Source organism: Psychrobacter halodurans (assembly GCF_017498075.1).
GTDB lineage: Bacteria > Pseudomonadota > Gammaproteobacteria > Pseudomonadales > Moraxellaceae > Psychrobacter > Psychrobacter celer.
This window is the reverse complement of the sequence record NZ_JAGBKN010000035.1, coordinates 1-21,703: the sequence shown is the minus strand read 5'-3', so window position 1 is coordinate 21,703 and position 21,703 is coordinate 1. Positions and strand designations below refer to the sequence as shown.

Below are 21,703 nucleotides of genomic sequence, written 5' to 3'. Positions count from 1 at the left end.
TGACTAATATCTCGATATTATCTGCGCTATTTTCCTTGTTTGACGGCGATTTATCTCATTTTTATCGCCATTTTTAAAATGAGGACACGCCCTAAATAAACGAGATACACGGCATAAACTCGCTAGACTGGTACAAATTTCCTTGCGTTCGGTGCTGCGCCGATAGGTGCGGCAAAAAACTTATCCCAGTCTCGCTGTATCCTTTTCATATTGACCTGACTATATCTTAGCGACAACGAGCGCGCTATAGCTGTAATTCACTGATATCAGCCACGGTCAAAAACAGCGCTCGCACTTGCTTGAGCAGCGCCAAGCGGTTATTTTTTAGCGCTGCATCTTCACTGTTGACCATGACATCAGCGAAAAACTGCGTCAAAGGCGCATCCAGACTTGCCAGCGTTTGCAAGACTTGCGTATAGTCAGCGGTTTCTAGCAAAGGCTTGACCGCTGTTTGCGCTTGTTGGACAGCCTGATACAATTCTTGCTCAGCAGTCTCAGACAATAGCGCCTCGTCGACGTTATCTGCCACGCTGACCTCTGACTTGGCCAATATATTTGCCACCCGCTTGTTTGAATCGGCAAGTTTTTCAGCTTGAGCCAGCTCACTAAACGCTTGTACCGCTCGAATACGCTGATCAAAATCCAGCGGCATATGCGGCTGGATCGCTTGCACCGCTTGGATGGTATCGACGCTCACACCTTGCTCGGTGTACATCGCCCGATAGCGAGAATTTAAGAAGCCCATCACTTGGGTAAAAGTATCACCCATTTTGGCAATCTTACTGCCATCGCTGGTGCTATAGCCTTTAACCGCTTGCTCAACCAAAGCGGCAAGATTGATCGGTAGCTGTTTTTCGATCAAGATACGCAAAATACCAATGGCCGAGCGGCGCAGACTAAACGGATCTTTTGAGCCGGTAGGTGCTTGGTCAATGGCAAAAATACCGACCAGCGTATCCAAACGATCAGCCAATGCCAGACAAATACCAATCGGCGTCTGCGGCAATACATCCCCGCTAAACTTTGGCAAATACTGCTCCTGCAGGCTGGCCGCAACTGCCGCAGGCTCACCATTTAAGCGCGCATAGTAAGTTCCGGCGATACCTTGCAGCTCCGGATACTCACCGACCAGCGAGCTTGCTAGATCGGCTTTGGACAAGATGGCAGCGCGCACGGTGTCTTCGACCTCAATATCGTGGCCTTGCTGCTGCATCAAGGTGGCGATAAAGGCAGCAAGCTTGGCGATACGCTCAGACTTTTCCCAAATCGTACCGAGCTTGTCTTGGAAAACGCGAGTCTTTAAGCTCTCGGTCAAAGCAAACAGTGGCTGTTTTTGATCTTGCAAAAAGAAAAACTCGGCATCAGCCAAGCGCGGCCGCACGACTTTTTCATTGCCCTCGATGATTTTATTCGGGTCTTTTGACTCAATATTGGTGATAAAAATAAAGTACGGCTGCAACTTACCTGCTTTATCGGTTAAGCAAAAATACTTTTGATCCGCTTGCATGGTGGAGATTAGCGCCTCTTGCGGCACTTGCAAAAAGCGCGCCTCAAAGCTTGCTCTAAGCGCAATCGGGAAATCAACCAGCGCGGTCACTTCATCTAGCAGCTCTTGCGGTACGATGGCATCGGCATTGACTTCATCGGCCAGTGCTTTGACTTGGTTTTTGATAAGCATTTGACGCTTATCAAAATCGGCCACCACTTTTAGATCAGTTAGTAGCGACTCGTAGTCGGTAGCATGAGCAATTTTATGATAGTCAGGGCTATGGAAGCGGTGACCACGGGTTTGATTGCTGGTTTGATGCCCTTGGATAGTGGCATCAATCACCGCATCGTCTTGCATCAAGACTGCCCACTGTACCGGACGCACAAACTCATCACGGCTGCTACCTGAGCGCATACGCTTGGCAATTGGCAGACTATCTAATGCCGTCTGAAAGATACTCGGTAGCAGTTCCGTGGTCGCTTGACCGTGAATGGTCTGCTCGTAGCCGACATAATCCCCTTTATCGGTGTTAATCGTTATCAGCTCGCTGGCCTCAACCCCTAAACCCTTAGCAAAGCCCATCGCTGCGCGGGTTGGGTTACCGTCGCTATCAAACGCTGCTTTAATCGCAGGGCCACGTTTTTGCTCGGTACGATCAGGCTGCTTATCGCTAATTCCTGTGATCTGAATCGCCAAACGGCGCGGTGCGGCAAAGGATTTGATGCCATCAAAACTGATATCGGCGTCTTTTAGTTGCTCGGTGACACTCGTTTGCAAGGCATCGCGTAGCGGTTTTAGGCTTTTTGGAGGTAGCTCTTCACACCCCAGTTCAAATAAAATAGTACTCATGGGATGCTCCTATTTGTCGTTGGTAGATTGGTGGTTGTTGGTCACGGCTTTATCGCCTGTCACATCGTCTGCTGCCGCGTCTTCTTCTGGTGCTTTTGGTAGATACTTATCGAGCGCTGCTTGGCGATGTTCTTCATCAGCCAATGGGAAGCCAAGCTTGGCACGCGCTTCAACATAACCAAAGGCCACTTTGCGCGCCAAGGTACGGACACGCAAAATAAAGCGCTGACGCTCCGTCACAGAAATGGCGCCACGAGCGTCCAGTAGGTTAAAGGCGTGAGAGGCTTTGAGTACCATCTCATAGGCTGGCAGCGGCAGTCCTTCGGCCACAAGCTTATCAGCCTGCTGCTCATAAAAATCAAACATCTGCCCCATCATCGGCACATCGGCGTGCTCAAAGTTATAAGTGGACTGCTCCACTTCGTTTTGATGAAAGACATCGCCATAGGTCACGCGGCCAAACTCACCATCCGCCCAAACCAAATCATAGACGCTATCGACGCCTTGTACATACATCGCTAGACGCTCAAGACCGTAAGTAATCTCGCCGGTGACTGGAAAGCACTCAATGCCGCCCACTTGCTGAAAATAGGTAAACTGCGTGACTTCCATACCGTTTAGCCAAATCTCCCAGCCCAGACCCCACGCCCCAAGCGTTGGCGACTCCCAGTTGTCTTCGACAAAACGCACGTCATGAACCAGCGGATCGATACCGATGGCGCGCAGTGAGTCCAAATACAGCTCTTGGATATTGGGCGGATTGGGCTTGAGCACCACTTGAAACTGGTAATAGTGCTGCAAGCGGTTTGGGTTGTCACCGTAGCGGCCATCTGTCGGGCGGCGTGATGGCTGCACATAAGCGGCATTCCAGCGCTCAGGGCCAAGCGAGCGCAAAAACGTCGCCGTATGAAAGGTACCGGCACCGACTTCCATATCGTAAGGCTGCAAGACCACGCAGCCTTTGTCAGCCCAATAATTTTGCAAGGTTAGGATGAGATCTTGAAACGTCATCGGTTGAGAATCTTTCGCTTGTGATGTCATAGTTTGGATTGTCATAGTTTGGGGCATCTTAATAAAGCCACTGTGGAATGAGTATTATGAAATATTGATAGCGCTCGTATTGCCTATTTGGCAACGACTCTATTTGCCTGCTCACCTTACTAAAAATTGACCATTTTATCCATATTTACCGCAACTAAATTTATGCTACCTGTCCAAATACCGTGCGCTATGCCCCATATCAAATGGCATCGAGGGTATTTATGTCTATCGAGCAGCGTAAACACAGCACGCACATAAACCCTATACCCGTCGCACCTCTCAACTTATAACCATTTTTTCAATTGACCATATAGTCGATGCACTCTAAGAAGAACATAGCGCTACTGGGATGAATTTTGCGCAGCCTCTGGGAACGCAGCACGCAAGTAAAATTTATACCAGTAGCGCGTTTAAGTTTATATAACAGTTTTATTTTCAATTGACCATAAAGGCAAAAACAAAAAAATACCCAAATGCGTGAGCATCTGGGCAGGAGGAAAAGTATGTCGCTGGTATCCTGATGGGTCAGGCTTTTTGTTTTTTTAGTAACGCTTATTTGGTGACGCTTGTCTTTTGATACAGATTTTAATATAAGTTTTAATACAAGCAAAGCTGGGTACAAACCGTTTGTATGTCAATCTATGAAATATCAGCCTATTGGGCGCTACTGATAAGACTCATGAGTGGCTTTTGGCATGATAATCCATAAAATAATATAAATTAAGATACCTGGAACCGCTGCACTCAGTGAAGACACAATCACAAACAATACTCTTACCCAAGTAGGCGACCAACCGACGTATTCTGCAATACCGCCCATCACCCCTGCTATCATACGATTGTTTTGCGAGCGATGTAATTTTGCTAATTTAGCCAAATCCAATACCTCTCTATTTTATGTTTTCTATTTCTTGTTATTTGAACCTAAATAAAAGACCGCTATTTTTACCTTATATTTTTCGCATTGTATTTTTTATCTTATGTCTTTTAGTTAGGCTTAATCTGTAGTCTTTCTAACTTACAAATCAGTATAGCAACTATTTTCTTATGGTCTGTTGAAGATGTACCAGTGCTTTGTGAGTTTATGCTACCTAAGCTTGCCCTAATCTGTCCTAATTGCCTGTAAGCCACTGATTTTAAATAATTATTTCAAAATGTTTCAAAAATGGATTTGTTGCCAAAACCTTACTTTCACTGCCTACCTACTCTAAAATACCAAGCACAATCAACCAGATACGCTTATATGATTTTTCTGGTTATACTGATGATTGTGTTTATAGGTTTATAGGCAATCCGATATCAAAACAATACAGCGAGACGACAAGTCGTTTTTTGCAGCCTCTGTGATAACAGTACACAAGGAAAATTTATACCAGTTGCACATTCATATGAGCGTATCGATTTTATTTTAAACTGCCGATACCCTAGCCACATTGTTTTATCACCGCTTAACGCCTGTTTAATAAAAACAACCTTTATCAGCGCTTGTTTACAATAACCTACCTGCAAATCGACCAAAACCTTTATACCATGCAGATTGTCTTACTTTTATAAAAACGCTTATTAAAAACCAACAAGGATTGCTATGTACGATACGGGGTTGATGATTGGTCATTTTGAACCACTACATCTGGGGCAAATGCGCAGTATTTTGGAGGCCGCAGGGCAAGCTAAAATACTGCATATCGTCATCACAGCACACCCGACGCCGCATCCAGACTTTAGTATTACGCTACAAGACAAGGCGCGCTGGCTACAGATGGCCTGTGCTGACCTGCCTTTTATTCACATTCATACCACCCATGAGATTGCCCTGCCGCTTCATGACAGCTTTGATGAAGTGCACATCGATATCCCAGCCAGCAATGCCAAGCTGCATCGTCTGAGCCAAGCGCTCACGTTGCCTGCAGAAGCGGTGCTGTTTGTGGCACAAAACCATCCTTTAGCCAAATCCCATATCACAGAACACCTGCAGATGCCCGTGGTGACGACGGCGCTACAGCCCGCGTTTGACTCATATGCCATCGCTCGCGATCCTATCGCCCATTGGCCAGCGATTCACCCTCAAGCACGCGGTGATTACACAAAGACGGTCGCGATCGTCGGCGGTGAAAGCTCAGGGAAAACAACCTTGGTACATAAGCTTGCCAACTATTATGGCGCAAGCTTTGCGTTAGAGATGGGACGTTTATACGTCGGTACGGACTTGGGTGGTAGCGAGATTGGGCTGCAGTACAGTGACTATGGCCCCATCGCCCTCAATCATGCTCAGGCGATTCGAGAGGCCGCAGCCGTAGCGACTGCCCCTGTGACCATTGTCGATACTGATTTTGTGACCACGCAGGCGTTTTGTGAAGAGTACGAAGGTCGCAGCCACCCGTTTGTGGCCGCATGTATTGATGAGTTTCGCTTGGACCATACCATCATGCTAGACAACAATACGCCATGGGTAGATGACGGCATGCGCTCACTGGGCACCCCTGAGGCACGCGGGCGCTTTGAGCAGCGGCTGGTCGATATCTTTACCCGCCATGGTATCGAGCCGCATTTGATCGATGCGCCTGATTATGATGCTCGCTATCGGCAAGCGTTACGTTTTATCGATCGATATGTCTATAACAAAAACCAATAAACAAAGCGCGGTGAGTCAACGCCAAATAAAAAACAGATAAAGTAAAAGACAGATGAAGTAAAAGACAAGCAAAGTAAAAATACATAATAAAAACAGCATATTATAAAAGAAGTGGCTTGTAAAAGAGTCAAAACCACAACAGTCAAACAAGCCGCTCCCAACATTTATTTTAGGAAAAACCTATGCGTATTCAGCTATTAGACAACATCACTGGTAAGTGGGCCATGCAGTGGATCATCACTTGGTTTATCTGCGGCGTGATTGCTTTATCAGCAGGCTTTTGGTTGACCACCGATCATACTACCCTAGATTGGTTTTATTTGGCGGTGTCCTTTATCGGCTTGATTTGTGTGGTATCGCTATCATTTCGCAAAAACGTCTTGGGCAATGGCTTTGGCATGGCCGCCACTGCAGGTGAAGTGGTGGTGCAGGCAACCTCGGGCGCGGTGGGTTTGATGCTGGCGCCTCTGTTTAACTTTTTTACCCATGTCTATGGTATTTTTTATTGGTCAAAGCACACCGACCCTGACGGCGACATGATACCCAAGTCTGCCAGCAAAGCCGTTTGGCTGATTACCATTGCCTTTATTGTGATTGGGCTGGCGCTATTTCCTACCGTCAACGACCTTTTAGCCAGCTATGGTTATGCGGTGGTTGAAGACGACAACAGTCTATTTTTAGGCTTTATTTCTTTTTTTTGGATCAATGTCCTCGCCTTTGTGCTCTCGATCACCGCCCAAGCCGCCATGATTTTGCGCTATTCGTTTAACTGGTGGCTGTGGATTATCGTCAATTTTGTTTGGCTCATTGTCAATCTTATGTCTGGCAACTACATTTTTGCCATTCAGACCATGATCTATCAAGTCAACTCCTTTATCGGTCTGTATGAATGGCACCGTAGCGAGAGAAGCTAATATACTGAAATAATAGGGCTCAGATGACTTAGATATATGGCTTAGACGCTTTTGATAAACCCTATCGCATCTAGGATAAAGCTGACAGACCTGACAGACCAAAGAACCGCCATAGTAAAGCCAAAAGTGAGAGAAATGCTCAGCGCTGACTGAACCGTCTATCAGATACTATGGTAGAGAAACCCAATTAGTGCTACAAATGATACTAGAGACGCTCTGATGTGGGAGAGGAGTGTCGTATCTTAATGACTAACAAGGAGGTTAGTATGTCTCGTCGTCCGCCCCGCATGTCAAAACGCACACTTGAGCAGTGGCTCAGTGAGTACTCTGTCAGCCACCAAAACCTAATCAACAAAAAAATCCATTGGCTCTGCGTGCCGACCATCTTTATTAGTTTGCTTGGGATGGGTATGTCGCTATCCGTTTGGTTTACCTTAGTGCTTAGTGCCTTGGTCTTGCTGTTCTACATGCGTTTGTCCACGCCGTTATTTTTGGCGATGGGCATGTTTATCCTTATCTGCCTGTCTGTCATGACCTTACTACCGTGGGGCTTTAAGGTCTGGGCAGGTGTCTTTGTTGTGGCTTGGATTGGGCAGTTTATCGGTCACAAAATCGAAGGCAAAAAACCCTCATTTTTTGAAGATTTACAGTTTTTATTAATCGGCCCTGCATGGGTGGCCAATAGCCTGATGGGTAACAAAAACAGTAGCTAACCATCCGGTGGAGCGCATTATGTGCTCAGGGTTGGTATTCTGACGGTTTTTATACCTGTTCTTTTCGTTTATATGGTTTTGTCTTTATGCCATCGAAGCTGTACGACGATAAATCACTTGATTTCTTCACCCTAAAAAAAGCGCCACCCATGAGCTGGATGGCGCTTTTTTGGTTTTTTATCTCTCATATTACCGAGCTTTGGTGCTTATTTACCAAACACCTTCATACGCTCCTCTACTGGCTTAAACTCTTTATCACCAGCTGGCTGCTCGATGGCACCAAATACCATCTGCGCATTTAGCTCCCAATCATCAGCGATATTCCAAGTATCGGCAACCTGCTGATCGATCACTGGATTATAATGCTGCAAGTTAGCGCCAACATCGATGCTTGCCAATGCCGTCCAAATCACATACTGATGCATGGCGCTGGTCTGATGTGCCCAGATTGGGAATTTGTCCGCATATAAAGGGGCCGCTTCTTGCATACTTCTGACCACACCTTTGTCTTCAAAAAACAATATCGTACCAGCACCGGCCTTAAAGCCTGCGATTTTATCTTTTGTACCTTGGAATTTCTCGTCGTCACCCACGATGACCTTCAACGTCTCTTCGGTGATGTCCCACAGTTTTTTATGGTCCTCATCGAACAAGACAACGATACGGGCTGACTGAGAGTTGAAGGCGGAAGGCGTGTGCAAAATAGCGTGCTCTACCAATTTTACAATCTCATCCTTAGAGACTGGTAGTTGATCGCTCAAGGCATAGATAGAGCGGCGTTTTTCGGCAAGATTTTGTAAAGTGGTTAGGTCTGACATAATAGGACTCCGTCGAGTTAAATATTTAGGTTGTATATAAAGTATGTGTTTTAAAATGAGTCGATAGTAAAAATAGTAAAAATAGTAAAACTTGCTTGATCGTCATTCGATTGTAAAAGCAACACCGACCGATCTATATTCAAATTTTGTAAAAAATCTTCACAATAACGTGAACTATAAAAGATAAATTAACAATTCGTATTGTCAAATCACCCTTTAAAACCGTCAGGCAGCGCTGGAGCGGGCAGACGTTTCATATCAGAGTCGACATTACCAAAGCGCTCATGGCCGTTGTTCCAATCGATGATAGACTGCTCAATTTCTTCTTTATTATCAGCGACAAAGTTCCACCACAGCAGCACTTGATTGTTTAAGGGCTCACCGCCGATAAACATCACCCGTGTGCCTTTTTTGGCGACCAGCTTGATGCTTTCGTTGTTTTCGACATCACTATCGTGGAAGCGAAATAGCTGATCTTGCTCACAGATTTTGCCTTCAGACTCGATCTGCCCTTCACTGACTAAGATACCGTATTCAAAACCAGGCTCTAGCGTTAGGGTGACCTCGCCATCCTCTAGCCAGTACACATCGATACCGACCATTTTGGAGTACTGTATCGTTGGCGCTTCGTAGCGCTCGCCTGTGACGCTGGTGTAGTTGCCCGTGGTCAATATCATCTCTACATTATTTTCCGTCCACGTCGGTAGCTCTGGATAATGATGAAAACCGCGCTCGATTTTTTGGTCTGTCGGTAGAGCAATCCACAGCTGCACCATACTCAGCGCGCGCGCCGCATCTGGCGAACCGCCCGTATCCGGAAAGACACTTTGCTCGGTATGACTGATACCTTGGGTCAACCCTGTACCTGCGGTCATGACATTGACTTGGTTTTTGGTAATTACTTGCTCGTTGCCCAAGCTGTCTTTGTGTAGCACTTCGCCATCTAACATCCAGCTAAAGGTTTGCAAATTGGTATGCGGATGACGGCCCACTTGCATGCCAGCGTCACCGTCCTCAAACTCAGCAGGACCTGCATGATCCAAAAAGCACCACGCACCGATCGGTTTTTTGCCGGTATTAGGTAACAGACGGGCGATAGGAATACCGCCAACATCGGCCAAACGCGGCTCTAGGGTTTTAATACTCATGACTCACCTCTTATTATCAACTTATCAATAATGTGTGTTAGCTGGTGTCAAAGATGATGACCATAGCGCCGCCACCTTTTAAAGCTCCTAAAAGCTCATAGGTACTTCCATGACAAGGACTTTAGCGTCTTCAGCGACATCCATCGTAAAACTTTTAGTATCCCAAACACCAAGACCATCGCGGGTATCTAAAGTGTTACCGTTTACCACAACCTGACCACTAATGACAAAGATATACACGCCGTTGTTAAGGTCTTTTAAGTCATAGGTCTGTGTCACACCTTTGTCAAAGTCGCCGATGCTAAACCACGCATTTTGATGAATCCACACGCCAGCATCGTCGGCATTGGGTGACAGTACTTGGTTAAACTCATTTGGCTGCAGGATGTCATCCATACGCAACTGCTGATAGCGCGGCGTGACATTCATTTTGTTTGGAATGACCCAAATCTGTAAAAATTTCACAGGCTCATTGGCATCGCCGTTCATCTCACTATGAGTGATACCCGTCCCTGCCGACATCACTTGGATTTCGCCCGTTTCGATGATGCCTTCGTTGCCGATATTGTCGCCATGACCGAGCTTGCCCGATAACGGAATACTGATGATTTCCATATCACGATGTGAGTGTCTGCCAAAACCTTGACCACCGATGACAAAATCATCGTTGATGACACGTAGCGCGCCAAAACCCATACGCGCTGGATTGTGATAGTTGGCAAAGCTAAACGTGTGACGGCTTTTAAGCCAGCCGTGGTCGGCATCGCCGCGAGAGTCTGCTGCATGATAGATAGTTTGCATAATAAATCCTTATATCGTCGTACGTTAACTGGTTTAACACTGCTCATTAACGCGCTTGTCTATGTAATGATGCTATTATAATTGTTGTCTTATCATAGATAAACAAAGCCAATCGCAAATAACTATTCTTATATTTAGAACAATAAAAACTACTGATGTTGATGCTGATGTTAATACAAACATAACAGAAACATCAGCATAAACTGTTAGCATGACTAATATTAGCCAATTTAGGTTAAGTTAAGTTTATAAATGTGTCATCAAATATATTCGCCATACAAGGAGCGCAACCATGTCGGACGATGCAAAAAAACAGCCGCTACAGTACGAGCTGGTCGATAATACAGATGAAAAACGCTTTGAGATGCATATCGATGGGCACATCGCGTTTGAAGCCTATGATTTTTTTACCACAAGTACTGGTGAAAAAGGCATTGAATACAAACATACCGAAGTGCCAGAGGCGTTGGGCGGACGCGGTATCGCAGGCTATTTGGTCAAGACCATCTTAGACGACGCTGCCGCCAAAGGCTTACGCGTCAAACCCACCTGCCCTTATGTCAAAGCGTATATCGACAAACATCCAGAATACCAAGACAACTCGGTGTTTCATAACGCTGCGCCATAGAGCTTCGGGTATAGTTAATCTTTTTTTAAATAGGTATCGTCCTACTGGTATAAAGTGTGCCAATGTTAGGTCGGATTGACTATGTTAAAAACCGTCTGTAAAACCAAAAACGCCATGCTAAATAACATGGCGTTTTTTTAGGTGTGGCGGCGAGTAGTGCTAGTGCAGAGTGCCAAATGGGTTTGGCGCTTAGAGTCTTAGCCTATATTTTGCAAAAAGCTTTTGTCACGAGCCAGCCATGCTAAATACAGCACAGGCAATACAAATAGACCGACAGCCCAGTAGCTTAATTTGACATAAAGCAGTGCACCCAATAACGCGCCAATGACAAAACTGCTCACTAGCGCTGAGCTATGCGCAAGTTTTTTGGCGTTATCGAGGGTCCTATTGGCAAGATAGTCTGATAAATTAATGCCTAACTGAGTGGTGTTGCCCGTCATCAGCACCGTTGGACTCATGTGTTTGATGACGGTTTTGCTGGCTGTATTGCGAATCGCCAAGGCCGTCAAACCCAAGCCACCAGTAATCGCAACGGTGATACTATTGCCATCCGTAAACGGCTGGAAGGACAATCCTGCTATCATAAACGCGGTGAGAAACACTGCCTCTGCCAATAGCAAATGAGTCAGTATCAGCCGCTGCTGGCGACTGTTATCGATATAGACTTTGGTCACAACGACCGTCAAAATAAACAGCGGCACAGAAGCCAGCTTGATCCACAGACCGTCCTCGCCTTTGACCAAACCGCTGCCTGCCAATACCAAGTTGCCTGTGACATGAGCGGTAAAAAACCCAAAAAGAGTGATAAAACCGATGGTATCAATCGCACCGCCGACCACCGTCAATAACACAGGCGCACGATAGCGCTGCCAAAAGCTCGGCGACTTAGCAGTTGTACTAAGCACCCGTACGTCCTACATTATTGCTATCTGCGTCACGGCTGTCGGCAATGGCAACAAAGTCAACAAACGCTTCGACGAATTTTTGCAGATATTTTTGGGTACGCTCACTGACACTACCGTCTTCATTTAGACTGTCGGTCGCTCGGCTTAGATGTACCTCAGGGCGGATCATCATTTGTGCCGAGAGCATCTGCATGCTTTTACGGACATCAAGCCCACTGTTGATACCGCCATAGCTACTAGGAGATGCCGTCATAACAGCGACTTTTTTATCCGCCCACACGCTTTGCTTGTAGGGACGCGAGGCGATGTCGATAACGTTTTTGAGTGCCGCTGGCATCGTGCGATTGTGCTCGGGCGTGACAATCAGCACCGCATCCGCGGCCTTTAATTGCTGACGGACGCGCTCGTAGCTGTCGATTGTGGTCCCATCATAGTCTTGATTATAAAGCGGCAAATCAGCGATATTGACTTCGTTTATCGTGACACCTGACGGCATTTGCGACACGACATATTCGGCAAACTTACGATTGATAGAATCTTTACGCAAGCTACCGATGATAAGAGCAATGGTTATTGATTCGCGCATAACAACTTCTTATAACAAACCATTTATCAATGACGACTAAATGACAGCTCACAAAAAAGACATTGGCTGCTTGCATCATCATACTATACCGCGCTTTTATATCTTTTTTCTTAACGCTAAACTGTCAACTTAAGCGCTTAACGTAAACGATAAGAGCTCAGCGCGCTGCTTATTTTTTATGATCGATTGAATAGGCACCTGGGCCATGAGCAAATATCAGTAAAAAACCACCCGCCATCGCGATGTTTTTCATAAATGGGTTCATTTGCGACTCATCGAGCCAAAACTGATGAAACATCAGCGCCGACATAATATTGAACCCTACAAACAATAAAGCGATCAAGCGCGCTTTGAAACCCAATAAAATAGCGATACCGCCAAATAGCTCTAGCGCGATGACCAATGGTAACAGCATACCAGGCACGCCCATTGACTCCATATAGCCTTGGGTTGCCGCATAACCTGTGATCTTGGTAAAGCCTGAAAAAATAAAGATCATCGATAAAAATAGACGACCAATCGGGGCACTAACTTCTTGTAATTTGTCCATGATAACTCTCCAATATGATAAATCTGGCCAATATGATAAATCTGGTAACATGAAATCCTGCTTAAGCACCACATCTTATTTAAAAGATTTTTTTACCTTTAAGCTGTTTCATTAAGTAACCGCTATATTGTAGTCGTTGCTTATAGGTAGATAAACCATGATAATTACAAATATAAGTTCTGATTATCAGAACAACCATCCGTATAATTCTGCATAATGATAGTAGCGGCTTTCTCTATTTATACAGCATACAAGCGTTACAAAAAGCAACGAAGAGACACATTTATAATAGACAGTAGCGCTCAAATCTCCTATTTTTTTGCTAAACTTAACCATAACATCTATAAGCACTACTTAACGGAAATAGATGAGAAAACGTTAAGCCAATGCGCTCTTTGCTCTACCACAATTCTCGATCACAAATAAGGATAATGAACCATGATGCTCCCTTCTATCAAACAAGCCAATCGTGTCCTCGCCTTCGCTGCTATCAGCGCCCTTGGCATGATGAGCACTGTCGGTCAGGCAGCGACCTATGAGCTGGACCCTAAGCATACCGCGGTGCGCTTTTTTGTCGATCATTTTGGTACATCGACCAATGCTGGTGGCTTTTATAACCTCTCAGGCATTCTTGAGTACGCACCCAAAGAGCAAAAAGGCTTTATCGGTATCACCATTCCGATGGGCAGCTTGAGCACAGGTCTCAAAGAGTTTGATGGTCATTTAAAATCTGCGGATTTCTTTAATATCAAAGAGCATCCAACCGCTTATTTTAAATCTACCAATTGGCAGTTTGATGGTAATAAAGTCAAATCAGTCACAGGTGACTTAACACTGCTGGGTCAGACGCATCCTGTGACGCTGACAGCCACTAAGTTTAACTGCTATGACAGCCCCCTGCTAAACGCTGAAGCGTGCGGCGGCGATTTTGAAACCACCATCGACAGAACCAAGTGGGGTCTCAATACTTATACCGATGGCGGTATGATGAAAAACATCAAACTGGTCGTTCAGGTAGAAGGCAGTAAAAAGGCCGATCTCAAGTAACGACGGCTTGTCTTATAAAAATCAAATAGTCGATTAGAGATAAAACAAATACACGATATGTACTACAATTAAGCTGAGTTTTTAACTCGGCTTTTTTGACGCTATAAAAAGCTTAATATGCGCTGTTGGCGTTTGTATATAGTGAGTTCAGTATAAAAAAGATACAGTGGGACTGGGATAAATTTTACGCAGCATCGAGCGGCGCAGGCACAGCACGCAAGGAAAATTTATACCAGTTTCACGTTGATATATAATGTATCTGTTTTATTTAGAATCGACTATAGTCGAATCCAAATAAGTCAGATACCTAGCTATCATGCTGCTTACTGTATCGTTGTTATCTCGGCCTGGCCATAAAACGATGCGTCAAAACAACAAGAGGACAATTAGGATGGGACAGCTAGAAGATATGGCAATGTTTGTACGCATTGTCGAAGCGGGCAGTATCACCAAAGCTGCCGAGCAGCTCAATATTGCCAAATCAGCTGTCAGCCGCCGCTTAAAGGAGCTAGAAACTCGCCTCGGCAGTCAGCTGATCAGCCGCACCACGCGCCAATCCAATTTGACGCAAGCAGGTGAGCAGTATTATCAACAGGTGACGCATATACTCAGTGAAGTAGATGCGCTCAATGAGCAAACCAGCGGCGCGCCCACTCGCATCGAGGGCACCTTAAAAATGACGGCACCGCTATCTTTTGGCTTGATGCACCTCAACGCGGTGATTGATGAGTATGCCAATCTACATCCCAACCTAAGTTTTGAGCTGGATTTTTCTGATCGGCATGTCGACTTGATCGAAGAAGGCTATGAGTTGGCCATCCGTATCAGAGAGTTACAAGACTCGAGCTATCAGGCCAAGCGTCTGGCGCTGATTCGTTATGCTCTCTGCGCCAGCCCTGACTATCTGAGCAAAATGGGCACGCCTAAGACTTTGGCTGACTTGGCGACCCATGAATTTTTACAATACGGTCTGAGCAAAACCAGTCATTTAGAGCTGACGGACGCTCAAGGCAAAAAGCACAACCACACTATCGATGCCAAAATAAAAGCCACCAATGGCGAGTTTTTGGTCGATTTGGCAGTAAAGGGTCATGGCATTGTGTTTATGCCGACTTTTATCGTCTATCAAAGGCTGGCTCGCGGCGAGCTGGTGCCGATCCTACCCCAGTATCAACTGCCGACACTCAGTGCTTATGCCGTGTATCCAAAAAACCGTTTTTTATCGCAGCGCTGTCGCTATCTGATTGATTTTATTGCCGAGCGGTTTGGCGACGACCCATATTGGGATAATTTTTCTGAAAGGCTTATACAAACTTAGCCGTCTAGCAAAATTGCTATAAACCTTAAAACAATACTGCTAGTATTATCTAACGATATCCATCCGTCATAAGGAGATGCATTATGGATTTATCATCGTTAGGTATCAAGGCCATCCACGAGTTTGATGATATTCATCAAAGCCCATTACCCCAAGAGCGCCTAAGAGCCGCGCGCAAACAAGCAAGCGCGTTTCGAGAGCGCTTGATGTCTGAGCCGCCGGTACAGTTTTATCAAAGCGCCGATATGGTCAGAGTGCCCTATCCCACGTGGTACGCCTACAGCGGCGTCTACACCCAAAGCACGTATAAATTCCCCTACATCCATATCTTAAACCGTATTTTTATCATTCAGTATCATGACTTTTTGGGCGAGCTAAAAACCCTGCTGTTCTCTCCTTCTGATATCGAAGCGGATCGTGAAACGCCTTTTTTTAAGCGTTTGACGGACAAAATGCCGAATTGGTCACCGCTTGAAAATGTGGTCGCGCCTGTCATTCGTGATGTGGCAGGTGCCCTTACAGAGGTGGGCCTTATGCCCGAAGACGTGGATTATATCAGCTATGATCATCTACACACCCAAGACATCCGCCGCTGGCTCGGTACTAAAGGCTCGGGCAAAAAGGACCAAGCCGCCTACTTCCCTAATGCAAAGATTTTGGTGCATGAGCGTGAGTGGCAAAGCGCCAGTGCTTTATTGCCCGTACAAGCAGACTGGTATTGCCCTAATGGCATCGATGGCATCGACCCTGACAAAGTGATTCGGTTTACCGGTAGTATCCAATTGGGTGAAGGTCTGGCGCTGGTACATACCCCAGGCCATACTGAGGGCAACCACTCACTCGTCGCCCGCGTGCCCGATGGCATCAGAGTCACCTCAGAAAACGGCGTGGGCGCAGACGCTTATGCGCCAATGTGCTCGACCGTCAACGCCATCCGCCGTTATGCAAAAGAGACCGGTATGGAGGTTATCTTAAACGGCAACACCCTAGAAGGCAGTAACGAGCAATATATCTCCATGGTCATCGAAAAGACCATCGCAGGCCCCTCCCAAAACCCCGACTTCCCTAACTGTGCTTCGAGCAGTGAAGCGACGCCTTATTGGCTAATTCCTGGTCATAAAGTCAGTCACCTGATCGGTGAGGCCACCTTTGGTACACTACAAGCGGGCTCGATGAAACATAACGCCGCACAAAAGGTAGGTGCCTGATGCGTTATTTCACCGACAAGACCATATATATCACTGGCGCTGCTTCTGGTATCGGCTTTGAGAGTGCCAAGCAGCTTATCAAGCAAGGCGCGCACTTAGTATTGTTTGATGTGCAGCCGCTTGATGATGCCTTATCGGCGTTACAAGGGCTAAATAAGCACAATGCCTCAATCAGCACCTATGAGCTGGATGTCACTGATGCTGAGATGACCAGTACAAAAATTGCTACCGCAGCGGCTCAGTGCCCGCCAGATATTTTGATGCATTTTGTAGGTATCACAGGTCCATGGACGTTTGATAAGATGAGTCAAGCACAGTTTGAACGCGTGATGCACATCAACTTATTTGGCACACGCAACGTCCTTGCGGCGGTGCGGCCGTTTTTGGAGCGTGGCGATCAGGTCATGGTCACCGCTTCTATGTCGTCGTTTACAGGCAGTTATGGCTATAGCTCTTATAGTGCTTCTAAATTTGCCATTTGGGGCATGATGCAGTCACTAAACTACGAATGGAAACCGCTAGGCATTGATATCACGGTCTTTGCACCGCCGCCGATTGACACACCGCTGACCCAGTCTGAGGTCGGCGTCATGGATGCAGCAGGCGTCGGTATGAAAAAACTGGCAGGCGAATTAAATATCGAAGAGGCAGTCAAATCCATGCTAAAGGGTGTGGAAAACCGATCGTTTTTGGTGGTGCCAGGCGTGATGGCAAACCTCATCAGACTGCAGCTGCGTTTTTTTCCAGTCAGCTGGGTCAATTGGATAGGCAACAAGGCCGCGGCGTTTTCGGCCAAAAAATAATGGCTAAGTAAAAAGAATACAGCTATGCAGCCTGATAATGAGTTCTGAGTAATAAAAAGCGTCATCCAGTGGTTGGATGACGCTTTTTTATCTTGAACAATTACGTGCTAGGCGCCCGTTAATCTAAGGTCTGTACGCCGCCGCCATTGACAAACAACGTCTGACCACTTACCCACTCAGAGATAGGTGAGGCAAAATACAGCATGGCGCCTGCGATATCATCTGCCTCGCCCAAACGCTTGATGGGTGTGTGCGACAGCATGCGCGCTTCGATCTCAGGCGTCAGCACACTCTGCAATGCCGCTGTACGCGTAGCACCTGGGCCAACCGCGTTGATACGCACCTCAGGACCAAAATCGTGCGCCAAATTTGCCACCATGTGATTGACTGCCGCTTTTGATGCAGCGTAGCCACTCATGTCAGGGCTCTTATTGATACTCGACATCGAGGTGGTGATGACGATTGAGCCGTAGCCGGATTTTTTCATGTGCGGCACACACAGCTGACACAGACGCCAAGCGCTAAAGACATTTAGCTCAAAATCACGGCGAAAATCATCCACTGAGATTTTAGACGGATCTTCTTGCCCGCCGCCACCGCCGCCAGCGTTGCTGATCAATATGTTGACCGTGCCAAAAGTTGCCACCGTTTTATCGACCATGGCCACCAAATCATCGTCTTTTAAAATATTACACTCTACGGCCAAAGCCTTGACCCCAAAGCTTTCGACTTCTTTGGCCGCCGACTTGGCATCTTCTATCTTCAGATCGGCGATGACGATGTTGGCGCCAGCTTGTGCCAGTCGCAGCGCAGTGGCTTTACCAATACCATTGGCACCGCCAGTGACGATGGCAGTTTTACCTGTCAAATCAAACAATGCCGAAAAGGCTTTGGGTTGAAACGCTTGCATACTCATTCCTTATCATTGTTATTTATGATGTCTCGTGTGTTACCTCGTATGTTACTTAGTATGCGCGCTTACTCTAAAATACGTGTATCAATTCATCCGTAATTTGTAACCGCTTTTGCGTAAGATTTGACCAGCTGCCAAATTTCACCCATAAAAAAAGCCTCACAATAATGTGAGGCTTTAGTGCTCTAACAGAGCCATATTTGGAGCGGGATAAGAGATTCGAACTCTCGACCCCAACCTTGGCAAGGTTATGCTCTACCACTGAGCTAATCCCGCTAAACATCGAATCGCGTTATTGTTAACAACAACTCCGTCTCGATAGGCTGGCTATTTTAGCAAAAATTCTAAGCCTGTCAACACCTTTTTTGGCATTTTTTGCAGATATTTTCGCTGCCAGCCTTTATTTACCAGCGATTCTGCTATAAGCGTTTGATTTTACAATGAGTATTATCCGCCAGTTTTTCTAAAATATTTTAGCAAATAAAGGGTTATATTTGCTGGGCTCACGGCTATGCATGTCTATCACTGTGTTTGGGCGTGCTGTTTACTTACAATCATAGGGTGTACTGTTACTTTTTCTGTCTTGGTTTTGGCTTATTAACATTATTATACTTTGTGCAACTTTATTTATTATTTACAGTGAGGATGTTTATTATGAGAAAATTACTAACCACAACTGTCATGGCCGCGTCTTTGTCGGCGCTGACACTGACTGGCTGTAGTAGCACCACCAATACTGGCGCGGTGGGCGTTGATCGTCAGCAGTTGCTCTTGGTCTCTAATGAGCAGGTGTTACAACTATCAGCGCAAAGCTATGCAAAGACCTTGCAAGAAGCAAAAGCTCGCGGCTTGCTCGATACCAATAGAACCCAGCTCAATCGCCTCAAAAACATCTCCAACCGTCTAATCGGGCAAGTCGGCGTCTATCGTCCTGATGCGGCAAAATGGCCATGGGAAGTACACACGATCAAATCAAATCAACTTAACGCTTTTGTGATGCCAGGTGGCAAAATCATGTTTTATTCAGGCATCATCGATCGCCTCAATCTGACCGACGATGAAATCGCCGCCATCATGGGACATGAGATGTCTCACGCATTACGTGAGCACTCACGCGAGCGTATCTCCCGCCAATACGCCACTCAAACGGGCATTGGCGTCGCCGCTAGTATCTTTGGTCTCTCGCAAGGTCAGGCGGAGCTGGCCAATGTCGCCGGTGACCTAGGCCTGAGTCGTCCGCACGGCCGTACTCAAGAAGCAGAAGCCGACCAGATTGGCCTTGAGCTAATGGCTCGCGCAGGCTACAACCCGCAGGCCGCGATTAGCTTATGGCAAAAAATGCAGCGCGCCAGCCAAGGCGAGCCGCCGCAGTTTTTGAGCACTCACCCAAGCAGCAGCAATCGCATTGCCCAGTTGCAGTCATTGATGCCCAAAGTCATGCCGCTTTACCAAAAAGCACGCCGCTAATCATCATTTAGCATGACTGATTAGATTGATTGTCAAGCAGAGTACAGACCATGGTTTGTATTCTGCTTTTTTATAAAAGTGGCCATACTCCATTGTCTGCTAAATGTTAAGGCTTGCGCATCGGCGTCTGCTATAATAACCTCAAGCATCGCTGCAAGACGCTAGTACGTCATCGGTGCCCATACCTCATCAAACACCACCTTATCAAACAATATCGCGTAAAAGGATGCTATCCATGAGTACCACGCCTACCGCTGATGCCCTCTATGCTGAGCTACAGAGCTTGCAGCCGCAGCATATCGAGCTGATTAACGAATCGATGAATCATGCAGGCTACTTTGATGGCAAAGAAAGCCATTTTAAACTCACTATCGTAAGCGATGCCTTCGAGAGCAAGCGTTTGGTCGCTCGCCATCAACTGGTTTATGGCTTGGTTGCGCCCCTACTGACCTCGCAAGGAGGCTCGGTGCATGCCTTAGCCATACATGCCTATACGCCAACAGAATGGCAAGGGCAAAGCCCAGATAGCCCCTTGTGTGCTGGTCAAAACAGCTGAGCCATCGACAGAATAACAGAATAATCAACCATGACTGTGCGTCGTATGAACGTTGTGACGGTAGCGCTGCGTGATTGGATCACCCCAGAGGGAAGGATATTTAATGAAACATTTACATATGCTGATGGCCGTCCTGACCATCGTTCTGTTTTTATATCAAAGCTATCTGGTATTGAGTGCCAATAGACGCGCCCCAAAGGCGGTGAAGATAGCCACTCACATCATTTATGCGCTTGTCATCGGCTCAGGTGCCATCATGTTGATGCAGCTAATGAGTGCCAACGCCCCTGTGCAGTGGGTGTTTGCCAAGATTATTTTGCTAGTCGCTGCCATCAGTGCCAGCATAAAAGCCTTTAACAATCATGCAACGCCCGGCCAAAGGAAAACGGGGATTTTGATATCGGCGATCGCCTACGCAGGTATCGTGATACTTGCTGTGGTCAAACCAGCCAACTTATTTTAAGGCGCTGTTTACGGAGGCTGCGAAAAACTCATCCCAGTAGCGCTTTGGAACTTATGACAGTTTTGTTTGCAACTGACTATAGCCGGCATATTTCATAAATGACATATTTTTCAATATCTTAATCTGTTTATTTTTGCTATCTTAAATATAAACAACGGCGTTTATCACAGATCTTGCTGTTTATATGACCCCCATCTTGCCTTATGGAGCCACTATGAAAACTCTATTTTCCGCGACATTACTGGCCTCAGCAGGCATTTTTGCGCTTGCAGGCTGCGCCTCGACTGGCAATATCACTCCGCAGTATGTGCCGCCCAGCACCTACCAAAACTATGACTGCCAAGCGCTGAGCCAAGAGTACAACCGTATCAATCGTTATGTCGAAACGGCGCGCAATCAGCAGTCGACCATCGCTGCCTCTGGCGTGGGGGTCGGCGTCTCAGCGGGCCGCTGGGGTATCTCACCCAATATCAGCTTCGGCGTGGGAAAAAGCAACAACACCAAAGCCCGCGATGCCAAGCTATCACGGCTCTACGGCGAGCGTGATGCCGTTGTTCAGTCCGCGCGCATCCAGCGCTGCAACTTTGCCAGTGGCATCAAGATATATGGCGAATAAATAAACAAACAAACTATGGTGAGTTGATAGAGGTCAAATCGATAAAATACCATCGTTGCTCATACGACCATAAAAAAGCCAATACGCGATCAACGTATTGGCTTTTTTATGAGGACATCTAGGGCGTGTCCTCAATTCAATCGATAGCCATCTAAATGGGCTAAAAATGGCTAAATCTGGCCAAACGGTGTCAAATAGCTGACTAATATCTCAATATTATCTGCGCTATTTTCCTTGT

At 46.4% G+C, this 21,703-nt stretch carries 22 protein-coding genes and 1 tRNA gene; 12 read left to right on the top strand and 11 right to left on the bottom strand.

The window, feature by feature from the left end; translation table 11 throughout:
- Positions 1–244 precede the first annotated feature (244 nt).
- From glyS to J3491_RS11285, 3 genes are all read right to left on the bottom strand, one after another.
- Entirely contained in the window at positions 245–2,338 is a 2,094-nt protein-coding gene (gene glyS, locus J3491_RS11295; RefSeq protein WP_207970284.1) for a glycine--tRNA ligase subunit beta, read from the bottom strand.
- 9 nt (positions 2,339–2,347) lie between these two features.
- Positions 2,348–3,394 carry a glycine--tRNA ligase subunit alpha gene (gene glyQ, locus J3491_RS11290; RefSeq protein ID WP_075100430.1) on the bottom strand — a complete coding sequence of 349 codons (1,047 nt, stop codon included), beginning with the start codon at positions 3,392–3,394 and terminating at the stop codon, positions 2,348–2,350.
- A 649-nt stretch (positions 3,395–4,043) separates the two neighbouring features.
- Entirely contained in the window at positions 4,044–4,256 is a 213-nt protein-coding gene (locus tag J3491_RS11285; RefSeq protein ID WP_075100736.1) for a PspC domain-containing protein, read from the bottom strand.
- A 708-nt stretch (positions 4,257–4,964) separates the two neighbouring features.
- Here J3491_RS11285 and nadR point away from each other — a divergent pair.
- The 3 genes from nadR to J3491_RS11270 all read left to right on the top strand — a co-directional run bounded on the left by nadR (position 4,965) and on the right by J3491_RS11270 (position 7,638).
- Positions 4,965–6,011 (top strand): multifunctional transcriptional regulator/nicotinamide-nucleotide adenylyltransferase/ribosylnicotinamide kinase NadR, encoded by a 1,047-nt coding sequence (nadR, locus tag J3491_RS11280; RefSeq protein WP_207970283.1) that lies wholly within the window; start codon positions 4,965–4,967, stop codon positions 6,009–6,011.
- Between the two features lie 182 nt (positions 6,012–6,193).
- Positions 6,194–6,925 carry a nicotinamide riboside transporter PnuC gene (gene pnuC / locus J3491_RS11275; protein WP_075100428.1) on the top strand — a complete coding sequence of 244 codons (732 nt, stop codon included), beginning with the start codon at positions 6,194–6,196 and terminating at the stop codon, positions 6,923–6,925.
- Between the two features lie 266 nt (positions 6,926–7,191).
- The gene (locus tag J3491_RS11270) at positions 7,192–7,638 is read left to right on the top strand and encodes an Mpo1 family 2-hydroxy fatty acid dioxygenase (RefSeq protein ID WP_207970282.1); all 447 of its coding nucleotides are present in this window, start codon (positions 7,192–7,194) and stop codon (positions 7,636–7,638) included.
- Positions 7,639–7,844: 206 nt separating this feature from the next.
- Here J3491_RS11270 and J3491_RS11265 read toward each other — a convergent pair whose 3' ends face one another.
- The 3 genes from J3491_RS11265 to J3491_RS11255 form a co-directional block, all read right to left on the bottom strand.
- On the bottom strand, positions 7,845–8,456 hold the full coding sequence (locus J3491_RS11265; RefSeq protein ID WP_207970281.1) for a nitroreductase family protein: 612 nt from the start codon (positions 8,454–8,456) through the stop codon (positions 7,845–7,847).
- Between the two features lie 209 nt (positions 8,457–8,665).
- A complete protein-coding gene (locus J3491_RS11260) occupies positions 8,666–9,604 on the bottom strand; it encodes a pirin family protein (RefSeq protein WP_207970280.1) in 939 nt (312 codons plus the stop codon).
- Positions 9,605–9,691: 87 nt separating this feature from the next.
- Positions 9,692–10,405 (bottom strand): pirin family protein, encoded by a 714-nt coding sequence (locus J3491_RS11255; protein ID WP_207970279.1) that lies wholly within the window; start codon positions 10,403–10,405, stop codon positions 9,692–9,694.
- Between the two features lie 292 nt (positions 10,406–10,697).
- On the opposite strand from J3491_RS11255, the gene J3491_RS11250 reads away from it, so the two are divergent.
- On the top strand, positions 10,698–11,033 hold the full coding sequence (locus J3491_RS11250; protein WP_207970278.1) for a GNAT family N-acetyltransferase: 336 nt from the start codon (positions 10,698–10,700) through the stop codon (positions 11,031–11,033).
- 197 nt (positions 11,034–11,230) lie between these two features.
- On the opposite strand, the gene J3491_RS11245 is transcribed toward J3491_RS11250, so the two are convergent.
- The 3 genes from J3491_RS11245 to J3491_RS11235 form a co-directional block, all read right to left on the bottom strand.
- On the bottom strand, positions 11,231–11,938 hold the full coding sequence (locus tag J3491_RS11245; protein WP_207970277.1) for a YoaK family protein: 708 nt from the start codon (positions 11,936–11,938) through the stop codon (positions 11,231–11,233).
- Entirely contained in the window at positions 11,931–12,524 is a 594-nt protein-coding gene (locus J3491_RS11240; protein WP_207970276.1) for an NADPH-dependent FMN reductase, read from the bottom strand. Before J3491_RS11240 ends, J3491_RS11245 begins: the two co-directional genes overlap by 8 nt.
- 169 nt (positions 12,525–12,693) lie before the next feature.
- Positions 12,694–13,074 carry a DoxX family protein gene (locus tag J3491_RS11235; RefSeq protein WP_207970275.1) on the bottom strand — a complete coding sequence of 127 codons (381 nt, stop codon included), beginning with the start codon at positions 13,072–13,074 and terminating at the stop codon, positions 12,694–12,696.
- Between the two features lie 438 nt (positions 13,075–13,512).
- On the opposite strand from J3491_RS11235, the gene J3491_RS11230 reads away from it, so the two are divergent.
- From J3491_RS11230 to J3491_RS11215, 4 genes are all read left to right on the top strand, one after another.
- The gene (locus J3491_RS11230) at positions 13,513–14,121 is read left to right on the top strand and encodes a YceI family protein (protein ID WP_243456370.1); all 609 of its coding nucleotides are present in this window, start codon (positions 13,513–13,515) and stop codon (positions 14,119–14,121) included.
- 391 nt (positions 14,122–14,512) lie between these two features.
- Positions 14,513–15,439 carry a LysR family transcriptional regulator gene (locus J3491_RS11225; RefSeq protein WP_207970274.1) on the top strand — a complete coding sequence of 309 codons (927 nt, stop codon included), beginning with the start codon at positions 14,513–14,515 and terminating at the stop codon, positions 15,437–15,439.
- Positions 15,440–15,522: 83 nt separating this feature from the next.
- Positions 15,523–16,647, top strand: a complete 1,125-nt coding sequence (locus J3491_RS11220) for an MBL fold metallo-hydrolase (protein ID WP_207970273.1) — start codon at positions 15,523–15,525, stop codon at positions 16,645–16,647.
- On the top strand, positions 16,647–17,450 hold the full coding sequence (locus J3491_RS11215; protein WP_207970272.1) for an SDR family NAD(P)-dependent oxidoreductase: 804 nt from the start codon (positions 16,647–16,649) through the stop codon (positions 17,448–17,450). Before J3491_RS11220 ends, J3491_RS11215 begins: the two co-directional genes overlap by 1 nt.
- 118 nt (positions 17,451–17,568) lie before the next feature.
- On the opposite strand, the gene J3491_RS11210 is transcribed toward J3491_RS11215, so the two are convergent.
- Together J3491_RS11210 and J3491_RS11205 are read right to left on the bottom strand one after the other, a co-directional pair.
- Positions 17,569–18,360 (bottom strand): glucose 1-dehydrogenase, encoded by a 792-nt coding sequence (locus J3491_RS11210; protein ID WP_100750016.1) that lies wholly within the window; start codon positions 18,358–18,360, stop codon positions 17,569–17,571.
- 204 nt (positions 18,361–18,564) lie between these two features.
- Positions 18,565–18,639: transfer RNA gene (locus J3491_RS11205), tRNA-Gly, on the bottom strand.
- A 378-nt stretch (positions 18,640–19,017) separates the two neighbouring features.
- Here J3491_RS11205 and J3491_RS11200 point away from each other — a divergent pair.
- From J3491_RS11200 to J3491_RS11185, 4 genes are all read left to right on the top strand, one after another.
- Positions 19,018–19,830 (top strand): M48 family metallopeptidase, encoded by an 813-nt coding sequence (locus J3491_RS11200; protein ID WP_207970271.1) that lies wholly within the window; start codon positions 19,018–19,020, stop codon positions 19,828–19,830.
- Positions 19,831–20,065: 235 nt separating this feature from the next.
- Positions 20,066–20,386, top strand: coding sequence for a BolA family protein (locus J3491_RS11195; protein ID WP_207970270.1), 321 nt, complete (start codon positions 20,066–20,068; stop codon positions 20,384–20,386).
- Between the two features lie 103 nt (positions 20,387–20,489).
- Positions 20,490–20,849 (top strand): SirB2 family protein, encoded by a 360-nt coding sequence (locus J3491_RS11190; RefSeq protein ID WP_207970269.1) that lies wholly within the window; start codon positions 20,490–20,492, stop codon positions 20,847–20,849.
- Positions 20,850–21,063: 214 nt separating this feature from the next.
- Positions 21,064–21,465, top strand: a complete 402-nt coding sequence (locus J3491_RS11185; protein WP_207970268.1) for a hypothetical protein — start codon at positions 21,064–21,066, stop codon at positions 21,463–21,465.
- Positions 21,466–21,703 lie beyond the last annotated feature (238 nt).